Annotated in this window: 12 protein-coding genes and 1 pseudogene; 7 read left to right on the forward strand and 6 right to left on the reverse strand. The window is 70.1% G+C overall.

Annotated elements, in window-relative coordinates; genetic code table 11:
- From K9U40_RS18130 to K9U40_RS18140, 3 genes are all read left to right on the forward strand, one after another.
- Nucleotides 1-196: hypothetical protein (locus K9U40_RS18130; protein ID WP_282891539.1), on the forward strand; the 196-nt coding region annotated here is incomplete at its 5' end.
- Nucleotides 197-198: 2 nt separating this feature from the next.
- Entirely contained in the window at nt 199-972 is a 774-nt protein-coding gene (locus tag K9U40_RS18135) for a DUF429 domain-containing protein (protein ID WP_282891540.1), read from the forward strand.
- A gap of 87 nt (nt 973-1,059) precedes the next feature.
- Entirely contained in the window at nt 1,060-2,586 is a 1,527-nt protein-coding gene (locus K9U40_RS18140) for an acetyl-CoA hydrolase/transferase family protein (RefSeq protein ID WP_282891541.1), read from the forward strand.
- Between the two features lies 1 nt (nt 2,587).
- Here K9U40_RS18140 and K9U40_RS18145 read toward each other — a convergent pair whose 3' ends face one another.
- Nucleotides 2,588-3,046, reverse strand: a complete 459-nt coding sequence (locus K9U40_RS18145) for an RICIN domain-containing protein (RefSeq protein ID WP_282891542.1) — start codon at nt 3,044-3,046, stop codon at nt 2,588-2,590.
- 415 nt (nt 3,047-3,461) lie between these two features.
- Between K9U40_RS18145 and purH the strand changes: the two genes are divergently transcribed.
- Nucleotides 3,462-5,051 (forward strand): bifunctional phosphoribosylaminoimidazolecarboxamide formyltransferase/IMP cyclohydrolase, encoded by a 1,590-nt coding sequence (purH, locus tag K9U40_RS18150; RefSeq protein WP_282891543.1) that lies wholly within the window; start codon nt 3,462-3,464, stop codon nt 5,049-5,051.
- Nucleotides 5,052-5,104: 53 nt separating this feature from the next.
- Here purH and K9U40_RS18155 read toward each other — a convergent pair whose 3' ends face one another.
- From K9U40_RS18155 to tlpA, 5 genes are all read right to left on the reverse strand, one after another.
- Nucleotides 5,105-5,974: a hypothetical protein gene (locus tag K9U40_RS18155; protein ID WP_282891544.1), complete on the reverse strand. Its 870-nt coding sequence runs from the start codon at nt 5,972-5,974 to the stop codon at nt 5,105-5,107.
- 46 nt (nt 5,975-6,020) lie between these two features.
- Nucleotides 6,021-8,150: a glycosyl transferase family protein gene (locus tag K9U40_RS18160; protein WP_282891545.1), complete on the reverse strand. Its 2,130-nt coding sequence runs from the start codon at nt 8,148-8,150 to the stop codon at nt 6,021-6,023.
- A 19-nt stretch (nt 8,151-8,169) separates the two neighbouring features.
- Complete coding sequence (locus K9U40_RS18165; protein ID WP_282891546.1) at nt 8,170-10,461, reverse strand: cellulose biosynthesis cyclic di-GMP-binding regulatory protein BcsB; 2,292 nt, start codon at nt 10,459-10,461, stop codon at nt 8,170-8,172.
- Nucleotide 10,462: 1 nt separating this feature from the next.
- Nucleotides 10,463-11,665, reverse strand: a complete 1,203-nt coding sequence (gene wecB, locus K9U40_RS18170; RefSeq protein ID WP_282891547.1) for a non-hydrolyzing UDP-N-acetylglucosamine 2-epimerase — start codon at nt 11,663-11,665, stop codon at nt 10,463-10,465.
- 249 nt (nt 11,666-11,914) lie between these two features.
- Nucleotides 11,915-12,712, reverse strand: a complete 798-nt coding sequence (gene tlpA, locus K9U40_RS18175) for a thiol:disulfide interchange protein TlpA (RefSeq protein ID WP_282891548.1) — start codon at nt 12,710-12,712, stop codon at nt 11,915-11,917.
- A gap of 16 nt (nt 12,713-12,728) precedes the next feature.
- Here tlpA and argH point away from each other — a divergent pair, with 16 nt between their 5' ends.
- From argH to lysA, 3 genes and pseudogenes are all read left to right on the forward strand, one after another.
- A complete protein-coding gene (gene argH / locus K9U40_RS18180) occupies nt 12,729-14,117 on the forward strand; it encodes an argininosuccinate lyase (protein ID WP_282891549.1) in 1,389 nt (462 codons plus the stop codon).
- A 116-nt stretch (nt 14,118-14,233) separates the two neighbouring features.
- Nucleotides 14,234-14,365 (forward strand): annotated as a pseudogene (lptM, locus tag K9U40_RS24850) (LPS translocon maturation chaperone LptM); the annotation flags it as partial.
- Between the two features lie 317 nt (nt 14,366-14,682).
- Nucleotides 14,683-15,944: diaminopimelate decarboxylase (gene lysA / locus K9U40_RS18190; protein WP_282891551.1), on the forward strand; the 1,262-nt coding region annotated here is incomplete at its 3' end.

Below are 15,944 nucleotides of genomic sequence, written 5' to 3' on the forward strand. Positions count from 1 at the left end.
GCCCTATCCCGCGCCCCAGCCGTCGCCCGGGCAGGGCGTGCCCCCCGGCTGGCAGGTGGGACCGCAGGGTGTGCCCATGTCCTACGCGCCGTCGGGAAACCCGGAGACCGGCTCGGTGAAGCGCAAATACTACACCGCGCCAGTCCCCCAGGCCTCCACCCTGCCCCTGCCCAAGGCCAGGGCCGGGGAGGATTGAGGGTGACGCCGTCCCTTCCGTTCGCCGGCATCGACGGATGCCGCGGCGGCTGGATCGTCGCCCGCTGGGACGGCGGCGCCACCCTGCTCCTCGAGCGCATCGCCGCCGTCGCGCCCCTGTTCGAGAGGGCGGACGCGCCGGACATCGCCGCCATCGACATGCCCATCGGCCTGCCCATCGGCCTGCCCGAGCAGGTGGGCGCCGGCGGTCGCACGCCGGAGCGGCTGGTGCGGCCCCTGCTCGGCATGCGGCAATCCTCGGTCTTCTCGGTCCCGGCGCGGGCTGCGGTGATGGCCGGCGTGGGACCGGGCGAGGAGACCGCGCGCTACCGCGCCGCCTGCGCCGCAGCGCTCGCCGCGTCCGATCCGCCACGGGCGGTGGCCAAGCAATGCTTCCACCTGTTCCCGAAGATCGCCGAGCTGGATCTCCTGCTGCGGCACCGGCCGGAGCTGCGCGCCCGACTGGTGGAATGCCATCCCGAGGTGGCGTTCTGGGCCATGAACGCACAGGCCGCCCTCGACCTGCCCAAGAAGGTGAAGAACCGGCCCCATGCGCCGGGCCTCGACCTTCGGCGTAGGCTGTTGGGCGCATCCGGCGTGCCGACCGGTCTGCTTACCGAGCAGAACGCCCGTGCGCTAGGCGCGGGGCTGGACGACCTCATTGATGCCGCCGCCTGCGCCGTGACCGCCAAAAGAGTGGCCGAAGGCAAGGCCTTGCGCTTTCCCGACCCACCGGAAGCCGACGCCTTGGGCCTGCCCATCGCCATCGTCGCCTGATCGGAATTTTCTCTTAAGTCGAATTCCGGCCGCCGCCGCCCTCTCGCTATGCGCGATGGGATAGGCTCAAGACACGGATGGCCGACCATGCCTCACGCGCGTATCCGCCTCTCCTCCCTCGCCGACAGGATCGTTTCCGCCGAGGAGGCGGCCGCGCACATCAAGGACGGGATGATCGTGGGCATGAGCGGGTTCACCCGCGCCGGCGAGGCCAAGGCGGTGCCCATGGCGCTGGCCGCCCGCGCCAACGAAGCCCACAAGGCCGGCGAGCCCCTGAAGATCACGTTGATCACTGGCGCCTCACTGGGCAACGACCTCGACAAGCAGATGGCGGAAGCCCACCTGCTCTCCCGCCGCATCCCGTTCCAGTCCGATCCCGCGCTGCGCAAGGCCATCAATGCCGGCGAGGTGATGTTCGTGGACCAGCATCTGTCGGAGACGGTGGAGCACCTGCGCACCAACCAGCTCGGCCCCATCGACGTGGCGGTGATCGAGGCGGTGGGCATCACCGCGCAGGGCGGCATCATTCCCACCACCTCGGTGGGCAATTCGGCCACCTTCGCCATTCTGGCCGAGAAGGTGATCGTCGAGATCAACCTGACCCAGCCCATGGAGCTGGAGGGCCTGCACGACATCTATATCCCCACCCGCCGCCCGTTCCGCGAGCCGATCCCGGTGGTGGCGCCGGAGAGCCGGGTGGGCCTGCCCTTCATCCCGATCCCGGCCGAGAAGATCGCGGCCATCGTCATCACCCAGAAGCTGGACAGCGCCTCCAACGTGCTGCCCCCGGACGACGAGACGGCGGCCATCGCCTCCCACCTCATGGAGTTCCTCAAGCACGAGGTGAAGATCGGCCGGCTCACCAACCGCCTGCAGCCCCTGCAGGCCGGCATCGGCACCATCGCCAATGCGGTGATGCACGGCTTCATCGCGAGCCCGTTCTCCGACCTCACCATGTATTCGGAGGTGCTGCAGGATTCGACCTTCGACCTGTTCGACGCCGGCAAGCTGAACTTCGCCTCGGGCTCGTCCATCACCCTGTCCAAGCCCAAGCATGACGCGGTGATGCCGCGCATCGCCGAATATAAATCCCGGCTCATCCTGCGCCCGCAGGAGATCTCCAACCATCCGGAGATCATCCGCCGCCTCGGCCTCATCGGCATCAACACCGCGCTGGAGTTCGACATCTACGGCAACGTCAACTCCACCCATGTGGGCGGCACCCACATGATGAACGGCATCGGCGGCTCCGGCGACTTCGCTCGCAACGCCTATCTGTCGGTGTTCGTGACGAAATCCATCGCCAAGGGCGGCGCGCTCTCTTCCGTGGTGCCCATGGTGAGCCATGTGGACCACACCGAGCACGACGTGGACATCCTCGTCACCGAGGTGGGCCTTGCCGATCTGCGCGAGCTCGCCCCCCGCGAGCGGGCGCGGGTGATCATCGCCAATTGCGTCCACCCGCTCTACCGCGACGCGCTGGACGACTATTTCGCGCGGGGCTGCGCCCGCGGCGGCCACACCCCGCACATCATCGAGGAGGCGCTCTCCTGGCACGTGAAGGCGCGGGAGACCGGCTCCATGCTGCCCGAGCAGGAACTGAAGATCGCCTGACCTATCTCAATCGGAAGAAGCGGGACGGGTGCTCGTCGCACGGAAACTGCACCGCAGTCTGGTTGAGCCCCGTCGATCCGCCCGCGATGGTCAGGCAGAGCCCGCTATTGACATTGACCAGCCGGAACAGGCCGCCGTCGAACGGCGCGTAGAGCCAGCGGCGAGAGGGATGATCGTCGCAGCTATACTGCACCGAAGGCGTGTTGCGATCGCTGTTCCCGCCTGCGACCGTCAGGCAGAGATTGCTGTTCACGTTTCGGATCTTGACGATGTTGCCCTCGATGGGCTCGATGACCCAGGCCCGCGAGGGGTGAGTATCACAGTGGTACTGGACGGTCTGTTCGTTCTGGTTGCCGGTCCCTCCGGCGGGGCTCAGGCACAGATTGCTGTTCGCATTGGCGATCTGGACGCGACCGGAGGGAGGAGGAGCCGCCCCGGCCGGAGCGATGAGCGCGGCCATGCAAACGGCGGTCGTACAAACGGAAGCGGCGCACCTGAAGGCGCCATGCCAGTTGAGCATCGTGCCATTCCTTCTGCTCAGCCAAGAATGACCCCCATGGGTCTCTTCTAAACATGGCAACCGGCAAGGGCGCATCCGCCATTTGAGGGACGAGACGATCCCAATACCTTTATTGAGGGAGAAGAGGTCCGGGCTTTTCTACCGCTCCTCGACGACCTCCTGCGCGAGGCGTGGAATGCCCTTCGGGGCACCACGTCCTGGGATCCGGCCTCCCCGCCCGCGACGGCGGGAGGCGTTCCCTCCCCCGCCATGCCGCCTTTCCATACCCCTCATGCCGCCACCGGGGGGCCTGCCGGCTGGCCCTTGGCGCCCATTGGTGATAGGCGAGCGGCATTCTTCCAGCCGGAGCCGTTACATGACCGCCGATATCCGTCCCGTGACCCGCGCCCTTCTCTCGGTGTCGGACAAGACGGGTCTCGTGCCGTTCGCGACCGCCCTCGTCGCCCACGGGGTGGAGCTGGTCTCCACCGGCGGCACCGCCAAGGCCATCGCCGAGGCCGGCCTGCCGGTGAAGGACGTGTCCGACCTCACCGGCTTTCCCGAGATGATGGATGGAAGGGTGAAGACCCTGCATCCCAAGGTGCACGGCGGCATCCTCGCCATCCGCGCCGACAAGGGCCACCAGGCGTCCCTCGCCGAGCACGCCATCGCCCCCATCGACCTCGTGGTGGTGAACCTCTATCCGTTCGAGGCCACCGTCGCCCGCAAGGCCGACTTCGACGAGACCATCGAGAATATCGACATCGGCGGCCCGGCCCTCATCCGCGGCGCGGCCAAGAACCATGGCGACGTGGCCGTGGTGGTGGAAGCCGCCGACTACGAGGCGGTGCTGAACGAGATCGCCGAGCATGGCGGCACCACTCTGCCCCTGCGCCGCAAGCTGGCCCAGAAGGCCTATGCCCGCACCGCCGCCTATGACGCGGCCATCTCCAACTGGTTCGCCCGCGAGCTGAAGGAGGAGGCGCCCGCCTTCCGCGCCTTCGGCGGCAAGCTCATCGAGGCGCTGCGCTACGGCGAGAACCCGCACCAGTCCGCCGCCTTCTACGCCTCCGACGAGATCCGTCCCGGCGTCGCCACGGCGCGGCAGGTGCAGGGCAAGCAGCTCTCCTACAACAACATCAACGACACCGACGCCGCCTTCGAGGCGGTGGCCGAATTCCATCCCGCCCGCACCGCGGCGGTGGTGATCGTCAAGCACGCCAATCCCTGCGGCGTGGCCGAGGGCGCCTCGCTGGAGGAGGCCTATGCCAAGGCGCTGGCCTGCGATCCGGTCTCGGCCTTCGGCGGCATCATCGCGGTGAACCGCACGCTGGATGCCGCCTCCGCCCGCGCCATGGTGGAGATCTTCACCGAGGTGATCGTCGCCCCCGACGCCACGGAGGAGGCCATCGCCGTGGTGGCGGCCAAGAAGAACCTGCGCCTGCTGCTCACCGGCGGCCTGCCCGACCCGCGCGCGCCGGGCCTCACGGTGAAGACCGTGGCCGGCGGCCTTTTGGTGCAGGGCCGGGACAATGCCAGCGCCGACGACCTCGACCTGAAGGTGGTCACGAAGCGCGCGCCCACCGACCGCGAGCTGACCGACCTGCGCTTCGCCTTCCGGGTGGCCAAGCACGTGAAGTCCAACACCATCATCTATGCGAAGGACCTCGCCACGGTGGGCATCGGCGCCGGCCAGATGAGCCGCGTGGACAGCGCCCGCATCGCCGCCCGCAAGGCGCTGGACGCGGCCGAGGCTTTGGGCCTCGCGGCGCCGCTCACAAGGGGCTCGGTGGTGGCCTCCGACGCCTTCTTCCCCTTCGCCGACGGCCTGCTGGCGGCGGTGGAGGCGGGCGCCACGGCGGTGATCCAGCCCGGTGGCTCCATGCGCGACGCCGAGGTGATCGCCGCCGCCGACGCGGCCGGCCTCGCCATGGTCTTCACCGGCGTGCGCCACTTCCGCCACTGAGGAGCGGCGAAGAAAGCCATCTCCCGCCCGAGGCCGGGAGATGAGGCCCGCCCCTACCCCTCCAGCAGCTTTTCCACCAGCAGGCGGTCCACATAATGCGGGCCGTCGAACACGAAGACCTCGAAGCCGTCATAGGCGCGAAGCTGCGGCAGCAGCTCCGCCGCCGTGGCGGCGCGGAAGCCTCCATCCCCCGCCGGGCGGAAGGCCTCGGCGATCAGCCTGAAGCGCCCGCGCCCGAGGCGCCGGGACAGAGCCTGCCCATAAGCGCGCGCCGCCTCCGGCGCGCGGGTGTGGACGCCCACCCCATCCTGGAAGAACAGGCCCACATCCTTCGGCAGCCAGCCATCGACCCAGTCGGCGAAGGCATCCGCGCCCACGTTGGAATTGTCGTAGGCGCTCACCCACAGGGGGCGCGGGATATCGGCCAGCGCCGCCGCCATCTGGCCGACCCCGGTCCAGGTCGGGTCCGCCTCCACCGGGAAATAGAAGCCCGAGGGCCTGAACGGCAGCCTTTGCCGGGCGATCCGCGCCGACAGCGCCCCGAGCGCCAGCACGTCGCGGCGCGCGGCCGGCTCGCTGAAGCGGCCGGCGAGGCCGGCGATGATGGTCTGCGCCCAAGGCTCGCGGGCGATGCGGGCCCAGTTGGGGGCGTCGGCGACCAGCGGCAGACCGAGGCCCGGCAGCGGCACGAAGGCGGTGCCGTCAGCCACCAGCCATTGCACCAGCAGACTGCGGGCGCCGAGCTCGTTCCAGTCGCCGCGCGGATCGAGCAGGCCGCCATGGACCTGCCAGACGATGCCTTCCATCAGGCGGGGAGCGGGATCGAGCCGCCGCAGCGCCAGATCGAGGCCGAGGAGGCCGGCCCCGGCCGCCGCCGCGCCGCCGAGGGCGAGCGCCGTCCGCCGGCTCACCGGGCGCGTCATGGCAGGACCGCCCCGGCCGGGCGTCGCGCCGGGCGGGCCGCCGGCCTCACAGGGCGGCGACGGCGAGCCGGCGCTCCTGCTCGCGGACCGTGGCCTCGATGGCCTCTTCCTTCACGATGCCACAGCGCACGAGATATTCGCCGATCCGCCCGTCCACGTCGGGGCGGTAATGTTCCATGGCCGCCTCGAACGCCTCGCGCTGCATCAGGCCCTTTTCCAGCAGCAGCTCGCCCAGAAGCGGCGGCGCCCCATGGCCCTCGAGGCCGGGGGCGGCGCCGCGCACAAGGCGCAGGCCGGCATTGATCTCGCCCTCGCGGGCGATGCGCTGGACCGGCAGGCCGCCCACCGCCTCGCGCACCTCGTCGAGCGCCCGGTCGCCGAGGGGGGACGCCACCGCGACCACGAGGCGCCCGGTCTCGTCGCGGCCGACTGGCATCATCCGCCGGCGCACCATCAGGTCGAGCGGCAGGAGATCGTTGAACCGGCGCACCATGTCCTCGGTCACATGGGTGCGCGGCAGGCCGGACTGGAAGGCGATGGCCTCCGCCAGCGTCTCCTCGTCCAGCCAGCCGCGGGAGACGAGGATGCGGCCGAGGGGCTGCTGGCGCTCGTCCTGCGCCGCGAGCGCGGCATCCACATGCTCCGGCAGCACGGCCTGCCAGGACAGGAGCAGCTCGCCGATCCGCTGGCGTTGCTGGCCCAGCTCGGCCTGGTCGGGGAAATCGTGCATCGTCTTGTCCCAGACGATGCGCCGGCCGAACAGGATGTGGGCGAGGAACAGACGCCATGCCCGCGCGGTGGCGGCGAAGTTCACGAAATTGCCCATCACCACCCGCGGCACGGACATGAGCCCCTGCTCCCAGCCATAGACGCGGGCGACGAAATAGAAGCGCTGCACCAGCCGCAGCGCGAAGGCGATGGCATTGGCGGTCAGCACCACCAGCAGCCACGCCTCGGTGGCGAAGATGGACGGATAGCGCGCCGGCAGCCAGCCGAGCTTTTCGGCGGCGAAGAACACAAGGAAGTGCGCCGCCACCACATAGGCCAGCACCGCCACGATGGAGGTGACGATGCCCTTGCGGTCGCGGAACAGGAAATACTTGGTGGCAAGGCTGCCGCGCCAGCCCATGTGGCTCCAGCCCTGGAAGGCGATGCCCAGCGCCCAGCGCGCCTTCTGGCGATAGGAGGTGCGGAAGGTGTCGGGGAAGAATTCGCGCACGCACAGGGGCATGCGGATGACGCGCTCGATTTGCGGCCCGAAGCCGAAGAAGGTCTCGCGCGTCACCCGGTAGTCCACCGGCAGGCGGGCGATGATGGACTGCATGCGCGCCGCGGAAAGGCGGGCGCTGATGTCGTAATCCTCGGTGAGGCTGCCGGTGTTGAAGACCTCGCCCGCCCCGTCGGCGAGAAGGTGCAGCATGGCCTTGCGCGAGAAGCAGGTGCCCACGCCCGCGGAGGGCACGGAGCCGGCGATGCTCTCGCGCACCACCAGGTCCTTCGCGTGCCACTCGGCGAACTCGTCCATGTAGATGCCGGCCACCAGCTCCGACCAGTGGCGCTCCAGCGACAAGACCGGGATCTGGATCAGGTCCTTGCGCGGCAGGAGATAGTTGAAGAAGCGCAGCTCGAGGGGGTGCAGCACGTCCTCGGCGTCGTGCAGGACGAGGCCGGCGAACTCGGTGCCGGTCATCTCCTCGTACTGGAAGATGGCGCGCACCACGGCGTTTAGGCAGTCGGCCTTGTTGGTGGGGCCGGGATTCTTCACCTCCACCCGCACCAGCTGCTTGTAGCGCCGGCGCATGCGCTCCACCTCGGCGATGGTGTCGGGATCGTTGGGGTAGGTGCCCACGAAGATCACGTAGCGCCGGTAGTCGAGCACGCTCACCATGTTCTCGATCATGGCCGCGATCACGCCGGATTCGAGCCAGGCGGGGATCATGATGGCGAGCGGCTGCTCGTCCCGCTGGTAGAGGGCGGCGGGGGTGAGCGGGCGGATGAACGGCTCGATGACGAAGCGGCGGTAGATCCGCCGCCCCCAGTACCAGGCATCGACGAACAGATCGTCGATGGAGGAGATCAGGATGATCACCGCCACCACCGCCGCGGCGTATTCCACCACGCGGATGTAATCGGCCAGGAGGAATGGCCAATAAAGAGACAGTCCGTCGACGGACATGGCGGTCATCTTTCCGGCGTCAGTTGCCGCGGCGGCGCACGTAGGAGGCGCGGATCAGCAGCAGGAAGAACAAGGCGGCGGCGCCGACGCCCAGCGGCAGGCCCCAGTCCGACGATTTCTGCCACAGCCGCTGGAGGCTGCCGGCGGGCCCGTCGGTGTCGGCCACCCGCACCGTGCCCGGGGCTGCGCCCGAGGCGCTGAGCTCGGTGAGCGTGCCATCCACCCCCACCAGGGCCACGTCGCCCCGGGAGAGGCGCACCGGCTTTTCCGGCGTCATGGCCACCGGGCCGATGCTCTGCCAGACGATGCCGCGCGTCTCGTCGGCGCGCACCGCCTGCACCAGCGCCACATTCCTGAGGCCGGAGATGTCGAGCAGGCGCGCCTTGTCGTCGGTGCCGACCATGAGCCGGTCGCCTTCCACCCGGGCCTTGGGCGTGATGCCCTGCACCGGCACGTCGAGGGCGAGGAAGGCCCCGGCGGCGCGGAAGGAGGCGCCGGGCCCGGCCACCTCGAAGCTGCTGGAGCCGGCCGGGACGCCGGCCGCCGCCGCCGCCCGCACCACCCGGGGCAGGCTCGCCTTGGCGCTGGCGAGATAGGTGTCTGGCACTACGAGGCGACCGCCGGAGGCCATGGCCGCGATCACGCCGAGGAAATCGCCGCCGGGGGCCGCGCCGCCCAATTCGAAATGGCTGGTGGGCAGCACCGAGACCGGGAACGCCTGGGGCGTCTCGCGGCAGCGGTCGCTCACCGGCTGGCGCTGGAAGGTCACGCGCAGCACGTTGCGGGCGGCCAGCGCATAGGGCGGCACGGCAGCGGTCAGGTGCTCGGGATGGCCGGTGGCGTCCAGCCGCCTGGCGGCCAGCAGCACGTCGTTGAGGAACACCGCCACCACCGGCTCGGAAGTGGAGGCGCCGGGGGCGGCGGCCACGTCGAGGTTGAGCCGGCTCGGCAGGGAATGACCGCCGGTGGCGGCGGCCAGATCGAAGCTGACCACGAAGTCGCCGCGGGCCAGCACGTCGAGATTGCCCTCGGCCGGGCCGAGGCTGGCGAGGGCGACCGAGGACGGCTTCTGCGGCGCCGCATCCACCGCGCGGATGGTCACCGCGCCGGAGGCGAGCGAGGTGCGCCAGAAGCTGTCGAACAGCGCCGTCGCCTTGCCGCCGGCCGCGCCACCCACCGCGATCACCGGCCGGCCGGCGAGGGATTGCAGGCTCACCTCGTCCGCCGCCACGGTGGCCGCGCCGAGGCTCGCCGCCCTGGCGCGCCACTCGGTGAAGGCCGCCGAGGCCGGGCCGAGGCGGACGGAGAGGGCGTCGAGCGCGCCCTTGATGGAGGTGAGGAGGCCCGCATCCGCCACCACCACGTCGGCGCCGAGGGGCGAGCCCGGCAGCACCAGGAGGGCGCCAAGATCGGCCGCGTCCTTGATGCGATATGTGCCGATACCGACGAAGTTCGAGAATGGCGCCACCGCCCGCAGCGCGGCCGGAACGTCGAGGCCGGAGAGGTCCACCTCCTCGCCGATGGCGGGCAGGGTCTTCACCACGAGGCGCTTGCCGGCGGCTTCCAGCGCCAGCCCGAGCCGCCAGGCGGTGTCGTAGGTGTCTTTCGTCAAGGTGCCGCCCGCCACCAGCAGGCTGCCCGCGCCGGGCATTCCGCTCCAGGCGGTGGCGAGGTCGCGCACGGCGCCGGCCTCATAGGAATAGGTGAAGCGGCTTTTCGGGCTGATTTTCAACACGTTGCCGATGCCGCGCTCGTCCGCGCAGAGATACTCGCCGATCACCGACGACCAGGCGGTGCCAAGGCGCACGAAGCCGGTGGGGCGTGGCTTGCCGTCCACCGCGAGGGCGGCTGCGGCGCTGCCGCTGTCGCCTTCCAGCCGGCGGGAATAGACCGGCACCCCATCCACCGAGAGCACCAGGGTGGTGCGTCCGCCGTCGCCGCGCAGATATTCGCCGTCGAGGGCGATGGCTGCATCGCTCAGGGGCACGCCGGCCGGAACGGGCAGATAGAGGTCGCGGCGCGCATCCATGCCCTGGAGCACCACCGGCCCCTCGATGCCGAGGTCGGACAGGGTGTAGGAACGCGTCACTTTGGTATCCGCCGCCCGCTCCTGGATGGCCGCGACGATCGGATCCGCCGTCTGCGCGAGGGCCGGGACCGCGCCGAGGAGGCCGGCGAGGAGGCCTGCCGGCAGAAGAGCCGCGAGCCGCGTCGCGAGACCCCGGGCAGCAGGACCTTGGCCGGCAGGACCTCGGGTGGCACCGGTCGCGGCGCGGCCGCTCGCCGCCGGGAAGGCGAATTCGTGTTTCATGTCAGTCTCTCACGAGCATGGCGTCGAGGCCGGCGGTGCGGCGGGGTGCCGGCGCGGCGGGCGGGAAGGGAAGCGGCGCGAATTCGTCCACCGGACGTCCGCACAGGCCATCGAGGATGCGGCGGCAGGCCTGCCCGTCGCCGTAGGGATTGATGCGTCCGGCATAGGCGGCATAAGCGTCGGGATCGTCGAGCAGCCGGGTGACGGCGGCGACGATGGCGGCGCGGGAGGTGCCGACCAGCTCCACCGTGCCCGCCTCCACCGCTTCCGGCCGCTCGGTCACCTCGCGCATGACCAGCACCGGCTTGCCCAGCGCCGGGGCCTCCTCCTGCACGCCACCGGAATCGGTGAGCACCAGGTGGGCGCGCTGCAGCAGCCGCTGGAACGGCAGATAATCGAGGGGCGGCACCAGATGGATGTTGGCCCGTCCGGCCAGCTCCTCGGTCACCGGGCCGCGCACATTGGGGTTGAGGTGCACCGGATAGACGATCTCCACGTCACGGCGACGGGCGATCTCGGCCAGGGCCGCGCAGATGGAGCGGAAGCCGTCGCCGAAATTCTCGCGGCGATGGCCGGTGACGAGGAGGATGCGCTTGCGCGGATCGAGGGCAGGCAGCGCCCGGTCGAGGGCGGAAGCGAGTTCCGGTTCGGCGGCAAGGCGCACCTGCGTCGCCTCGAGGGCGTCGATCACGGTATTGCCAGTGACCAGCACCCGGCCGGCGAGCCGCTCGGCGGCAAGGTTCGCCCCGGCGCGGGCCGTGGGCGCGAACAGGAGGTCGCTGACCAGATCCACCACCCGGCGGTTCATCTCCTCCGGGAAGGGCTGGGCGAGATCATAGGTGCGCAGGCCCGCTTCCACATGGCCCACCGGAATACGGCGATGGAATGCGGCCAGCGCTGCCGCCATGGCGGTGGTGGTGTCGCCATGGACCAGCACGCGATCGGGCCGAACCTGCGCCAGCACGGCATCGAGGCCGGAGAGCGCGCCGGCGGCGAGGCCGTTGAGCCCCTGGTTGTGGGCCATGAGGCCGAGGTCGAAATCGGGGCGGATGTCGAACAGCCGCAGCACCGGGTCCAGCATCTCGCGGTGCTGGCCGGTGACGCAGACCAGGGATGCGATCTCAGGCGCCCCCGCGAGGGTGCGAACCAGCGGGGCCATCTTGATGGCCTCCGGGCGCGTGCCGAAGATCGACAGAATTCTCAAGGCGCGTCCCCGGTGATTCGATTTCGGCTGCTGCACGAGCCATTATTGTCAAGGTCAAGTTTTTAACACTGGCGTGGCGTGGAACGCAATTTACCGCTGGGGGAGGTTTCGTCGGACCGGTCACGGGACTGCAGACGTCACACGCGACCGCCGCCTTTCATGGTCACGCACTGTGAACACAGAAGGTTGAGCGACACTTAAGCCCAAAATCCTTTTTTCGCAAAATGCGAATTTTACGCCCGCATGGTGCTACCGCACCGGCACGGCGGGCCCGCCCGTCGCCATGGCAGCGCGCACCAAGGCCTCGGCCTCGGCGCCACCCCATTCGGCCGGTCCCGCCAGGTATCCCATCTCGCAGCCGTCGCGATCCACGATGAGCGTGGTGGGCAGGCCGAACCCCCGGCCGACGCCACGCAGGGCCTGGAATGTCCTGGTCGCCGGGTCGGCATAGAAGGCGAGGCGCCTCACCCCGATCTCGTTGAGGAAGGCGCGCGGCTTCTCGGGATCGCGGGTATCGAGATTGACCGCCACCACCTCGAAGTCCGGGCCGCCGAGACTGGCCTGGAGCCGGTCGAGGTCCGGCATCTCCTTGCGGCAGGGCACGCACCAGGTCGCCCAGAGATTGAGCAGCACCACCCGGCCCTTGAAATCGGCCAGCGTCACCTCCCTGCCGCTACCGTCGGTGAAGGCGAGGGGCGGCAGGCGGCGCGGCTCGGTGGCGGGGGCAAAGGCGGCGAGGTCGCCCTTCACCAGCGGCGCCAGCGCCCGGGCGCGCTCCACGGTGCCCTGGCAGGCCGCATCCGCCACCTTGGACGAAGCCGGCTCCGCGGCCGGCGCGGAGGTGACCTGAGGCGCCTGTGCATTGCCGGGGAGGCGGTTCATCCCGTATAGGGCGAGCGCGCCGGCTACGGCGCCCGCCAGCGTCGCCAGCGCGACGATCGCGACGGTCCGCATGCCGGAGCCGCGCCCGCCCTTTGGAGGCGCCGCTGCCGGCCCGGTCGCCGTCTCGTCGGTTTCGGTCGCGCGGGGCTGGTCGGCTTCGGTCATCACGAGGGGATCCGTCATGAGCAACAAGATGTGGGGCGGGCGTTTCACCTCCGCCCCCGACGCCATCATGGAGGAGATCAACGCCTCCATCGGCTTCGACCAGCGTCTTTATGCGCAGGACATCGCCGGATCCAAGGCCCATGCGAAGATGCTCGCGGCCCAGGGCATCGTGGCGGCGCAAGATGCCGACAGGATCACCGAGGGTCTAGACACGATCCTGTCAGAGATCGAGGCCGGCACCTTCAGCTTCAGGCGCGAGCTGGAGGACATCCACATGAACGTGGAGAGCCGCCTCGCCGAGCTGATCGGCGCCTCCGCCGGCCGCCTCCACACCGCCCGCTCGCGCAACGACCAGGTGGCCACCGACTTCCGCCTCTATGTGCGCGACACTTTGGACGCCCTCGACGCCCAGCTCGCCGACCTGCAACGGGCGCTGGCCGAGAAGGCGCTGGCCCATGCCGGCACCGTCATGCCCGGCTTCACCCACCTGCAGACCGCCCAGCCGGTCACGTTCGGCCATCACCTCATGGCCTATGTGGAGATGGTGGCGCGCGACCGCGGCCGCCTCGCCGATGCCAGGAAGCGCCTGAACGAATGCCCGCTGGGCTCGGCGGCGCTGGCCGGCACCTCCTTCCCCATCGACCGGGAGGCCACCGCCAGGGCCCTCGGCTTCGACCGGCCCACCGCCAATTCGCTGGACGCCGTCTCCGACCGCGACTTTGTCATGGAGACGCTTTCCGCCGCCTCCATCTGCGCGGTGCATCTCTCGCGCTTCGCCGAGGAGGTGGTGATCTGGACCTCGCCGTCCTTCGCCTTGGTGAAGCTCTCGGACAAGTTCACCACCGGCTCCTCCATCATGCCGCAGAAGCGCAATCCGGACGCGGCCGAGCTGGTGCGGGCCAAGGCCGGGCGCATCATTGGCGCGCTCACCGGCATCTTGGTAGTGATGAAGGGCCTGCCCTTGGCCTACGCCAAGGACATGCAGGAGGACAAGGAAGGCGCCTTCGACGCCTTTTCGGCCCTCTCCCTGGTGGTGGCGGCCACCGCCGGCATGGTGCGCGACATCGTCCCGGACGAGAAGCGCATGGAGAAGGCGGCGGGCCAGGGCTATTCCACCGCCACCGACCTCGCCGACTGGCTGGTGCGCGCGCTCAACATCCCGTTCCGGGAGGCCCACCACATCACCGGGCGCATCGTGGGGCTCGCCTCCGACCGCGGCATTGCGCTGCACAAGCTGTCCCTCGACGATATGCAGGGGGTGGACCCGCGGATCACCCAGGACGTGTTCTCGGTGCTGTCCGTGGTGCGCTCCGTGCGCAGCCGGGTGAGCTATGGCGGCACCGCGCCAACCCGGGTGCGGGCGCAGGCCAAGCGCTGGCTGAAGAAGCTCGGGGTCCCGTCATGACGCGCCGGCCCCGCCCCGTGTCGCCCCCCATCCTGCAGCGCGGGAGGCGGGGGCTCGCCTTTGGCGCGGCGCGGGCTATAGTGGCGGCCATCTTTTCCGGAACGGCCCGATCCGCCATGCGCCCCCTTCTCGTCCCCCTCGCCCTCTGCGGCACCCTCGCCCTTGCGGCGTGCGGCGTGAAGGGACCGCTTGAGCCGCCGCCCGGCGCCCACGTCACCCCCCAGGCCACGCCTCCGGCTGCGAAGCCGGCGGTCCAGCAGGCGGCCGCGACCTCAGCCAAGCCCGGCACCAAGCCGGGCGCGACCACCGACGGCACCTATGTCGCCCCGACCTCGGACGGCGAGATCCTGGAGAGTGCGACGCCCCACGCCGAGTGGCAGAAAAAGAAGACGGCCCCCGGCGCCAGCACCGGCGAATCCCCCCTGCTCAAGGACGTCAGCAAGCCCGACCAGCCTTTCATCCTCGACGGCCTGCTCTGACAGCGCCCCGGCAAAGCTAAGGCCTTCGCGCCCGGCGCCCGACCGTCCCGGCCCAAACGACAGCGCGCACGGACCGCCCCTTATCCATGCACCATTTCGACTACCGCAACGGCCGCCTCTTCGCGGAGGACGTGGACCTTACCGCCCTCGCCGCCGAGGTGCGCACCCCCTTCTACTGCTATTCCAGCGCCACCCTGGAACGCCACTACCAGGTGTTCATGGAGGCCTTCAGCGGTCGCGACGTGCTGCTGTGCTACGCGCTGAAGGCCAATTCCAACCAATCGGTCATCACCACCCTCGCCCGGCTCGGCGCGGGGGCAGACATCGTCTCCGCCGGCGAGCTGGCGCGGGCCCGCGCCGCCGGCGTACCGAGCGAGCGCATCGTCTTCTCCGGCGTCGGCAAGACCCGGGAGGAAATGGCGGCGGCCCTCGATACCGGTATCCTGTGCTTCAACGTGGAGAGCGAACCCGAGCTGCTCGCCCTGTCGGAAGTGGCCACCGCCAGGGGGGTGAGCGCCCCGGTCTCCATTCGCGTCAATCCGGACGTGGACGCCAAGACCCACAAGAAGATCTCCACCGGCAAGTCCGCCACCAAGTTCGGCATTCCCATCTCGCGGGCGCGCGATGTCTATGACTTCGCCGCCCGCCTGCCCGGCCTCGCCATCACCGGCGTGGACATGCATATCGGCAGCCAGATCACCGACATGGCGCCCTTCGACAATGCGGTGACGCTGCTGGCGGAGCTGGCGCGCGACCTGATCAGTGCGGGGCACAAGCTCCACCACATGGATCTCGGCGGCGGGCTCGGCGTGCCCTATGCCGCCTCCGACCCGGTGCCCCCGCCGCCCAGCGCCTATGCCGAGGTGGTCGGCCGGGCCCTCGGCGACCTGAAGCTGCCCCTCGTGTTCGAGATGGGCCGCATGCTGGTAGCCAATGCCGGCATTCTCGTCACGAAGGTGATTTACGTTAAGGAAGGCGAGGGCAAGACCTTCGTGGTGGTGGACGCCGCCATGAACGACCTCATCCGCCCCACCCTCTACGAGGCGCACCACGACATCATTCCCGTCATCGAGCCCACCGCCGACGCGCCGCTGGTGGTGGCGGACGTGGTGGGGCCGGTGTGCGAGACCGGCGATTTCCTCGCGCTCGACCGCCCGCTGCCGCAGGCGAAGGCTGGGGACCTGCTGGCGGTGATGACCGCCGGCGCCTATGGCGCGGTCCAGTCGGGCACCTACAATACCCGCCCGCTGGTGCCGGAAGTCCTGGTGCGCGGCGATGCGGCGGCGGTGGTGCGCCCGCGGTTCGAGGTGGCCGACATCATCGGCCTCGACCGCCCCGCCCCCTGGCT

Source organism: Xanthobacter autotrophicus (assembly GCF_030015065.1).
GTDB classification, from domain to species: Bacteria; Pseudomonadota; Alphaproteobacteria; order Rhizobiales; family Xanthobacteraceae; genus Xanthobacter; species Xanthobacter autotrophicus_D.

Excerpts from the sequence above, each read along its gene's own strand:
- K9U40_RS18140 (WP_282891541.1), top strand. The coding sequence starts at position 1,060 with ATGCCTCACGCGCGTATCCGCCTCTCCTCCCTCGCCGACAGGATCGTT.
- K9U40_RS18145 (WP_282891542.1), bottom strand. The coding sequence starts at position 3,046 with ATGGCCGCGCTCATCGCTCCGGCCGGGGCGGCTCCTCCTCCCTCCGGT.
- purH (WP_282891543.1), top strand. The coding sequence starts at position 3,462 with ATGACCGCCGATATCCGTCCCGTGACCCGCGCCCTTCTCTCGGTGTCG.
- K9U40_RS18155 (WP_282891544.1), bottom strand. The coding sequence starts at position 5,974 with ATGACGCGCCCGGTGAGCCGGCGGACGGCGCTCGCCCTCGGCGGCGCG.
- K9U40_RS18160 (WP_282891545.1), bottom strand. The coding sequence starts at position 8,150 with ATGTCCGTCGACGGACTGTCTCTTTATTGGCCATTCCTCCTGGCCGAT.
- K9U40_RS18165 (WP_282891546.1), bottom strand. The coding sequence starts at position 10,461 with ATGAAACACGAATTCGCCTTCCCGGCGGCGAGCGGCCGCGCCGCGACC.
- tlpA (WP_282891548.1), bottom strand. The coding sequence starts at position 12,712 with ATGACCGAAGCCGACCAGCCCCGCGCGACCGAAACCGACGAGACGGCG.
- argH (WP_282891549.1), top strand. The coding sequence starts at position 12,729 with ATGAGCAACAAGATGTGGGGCGGGCGTTTCACCTCCGCCCCCGACGCC.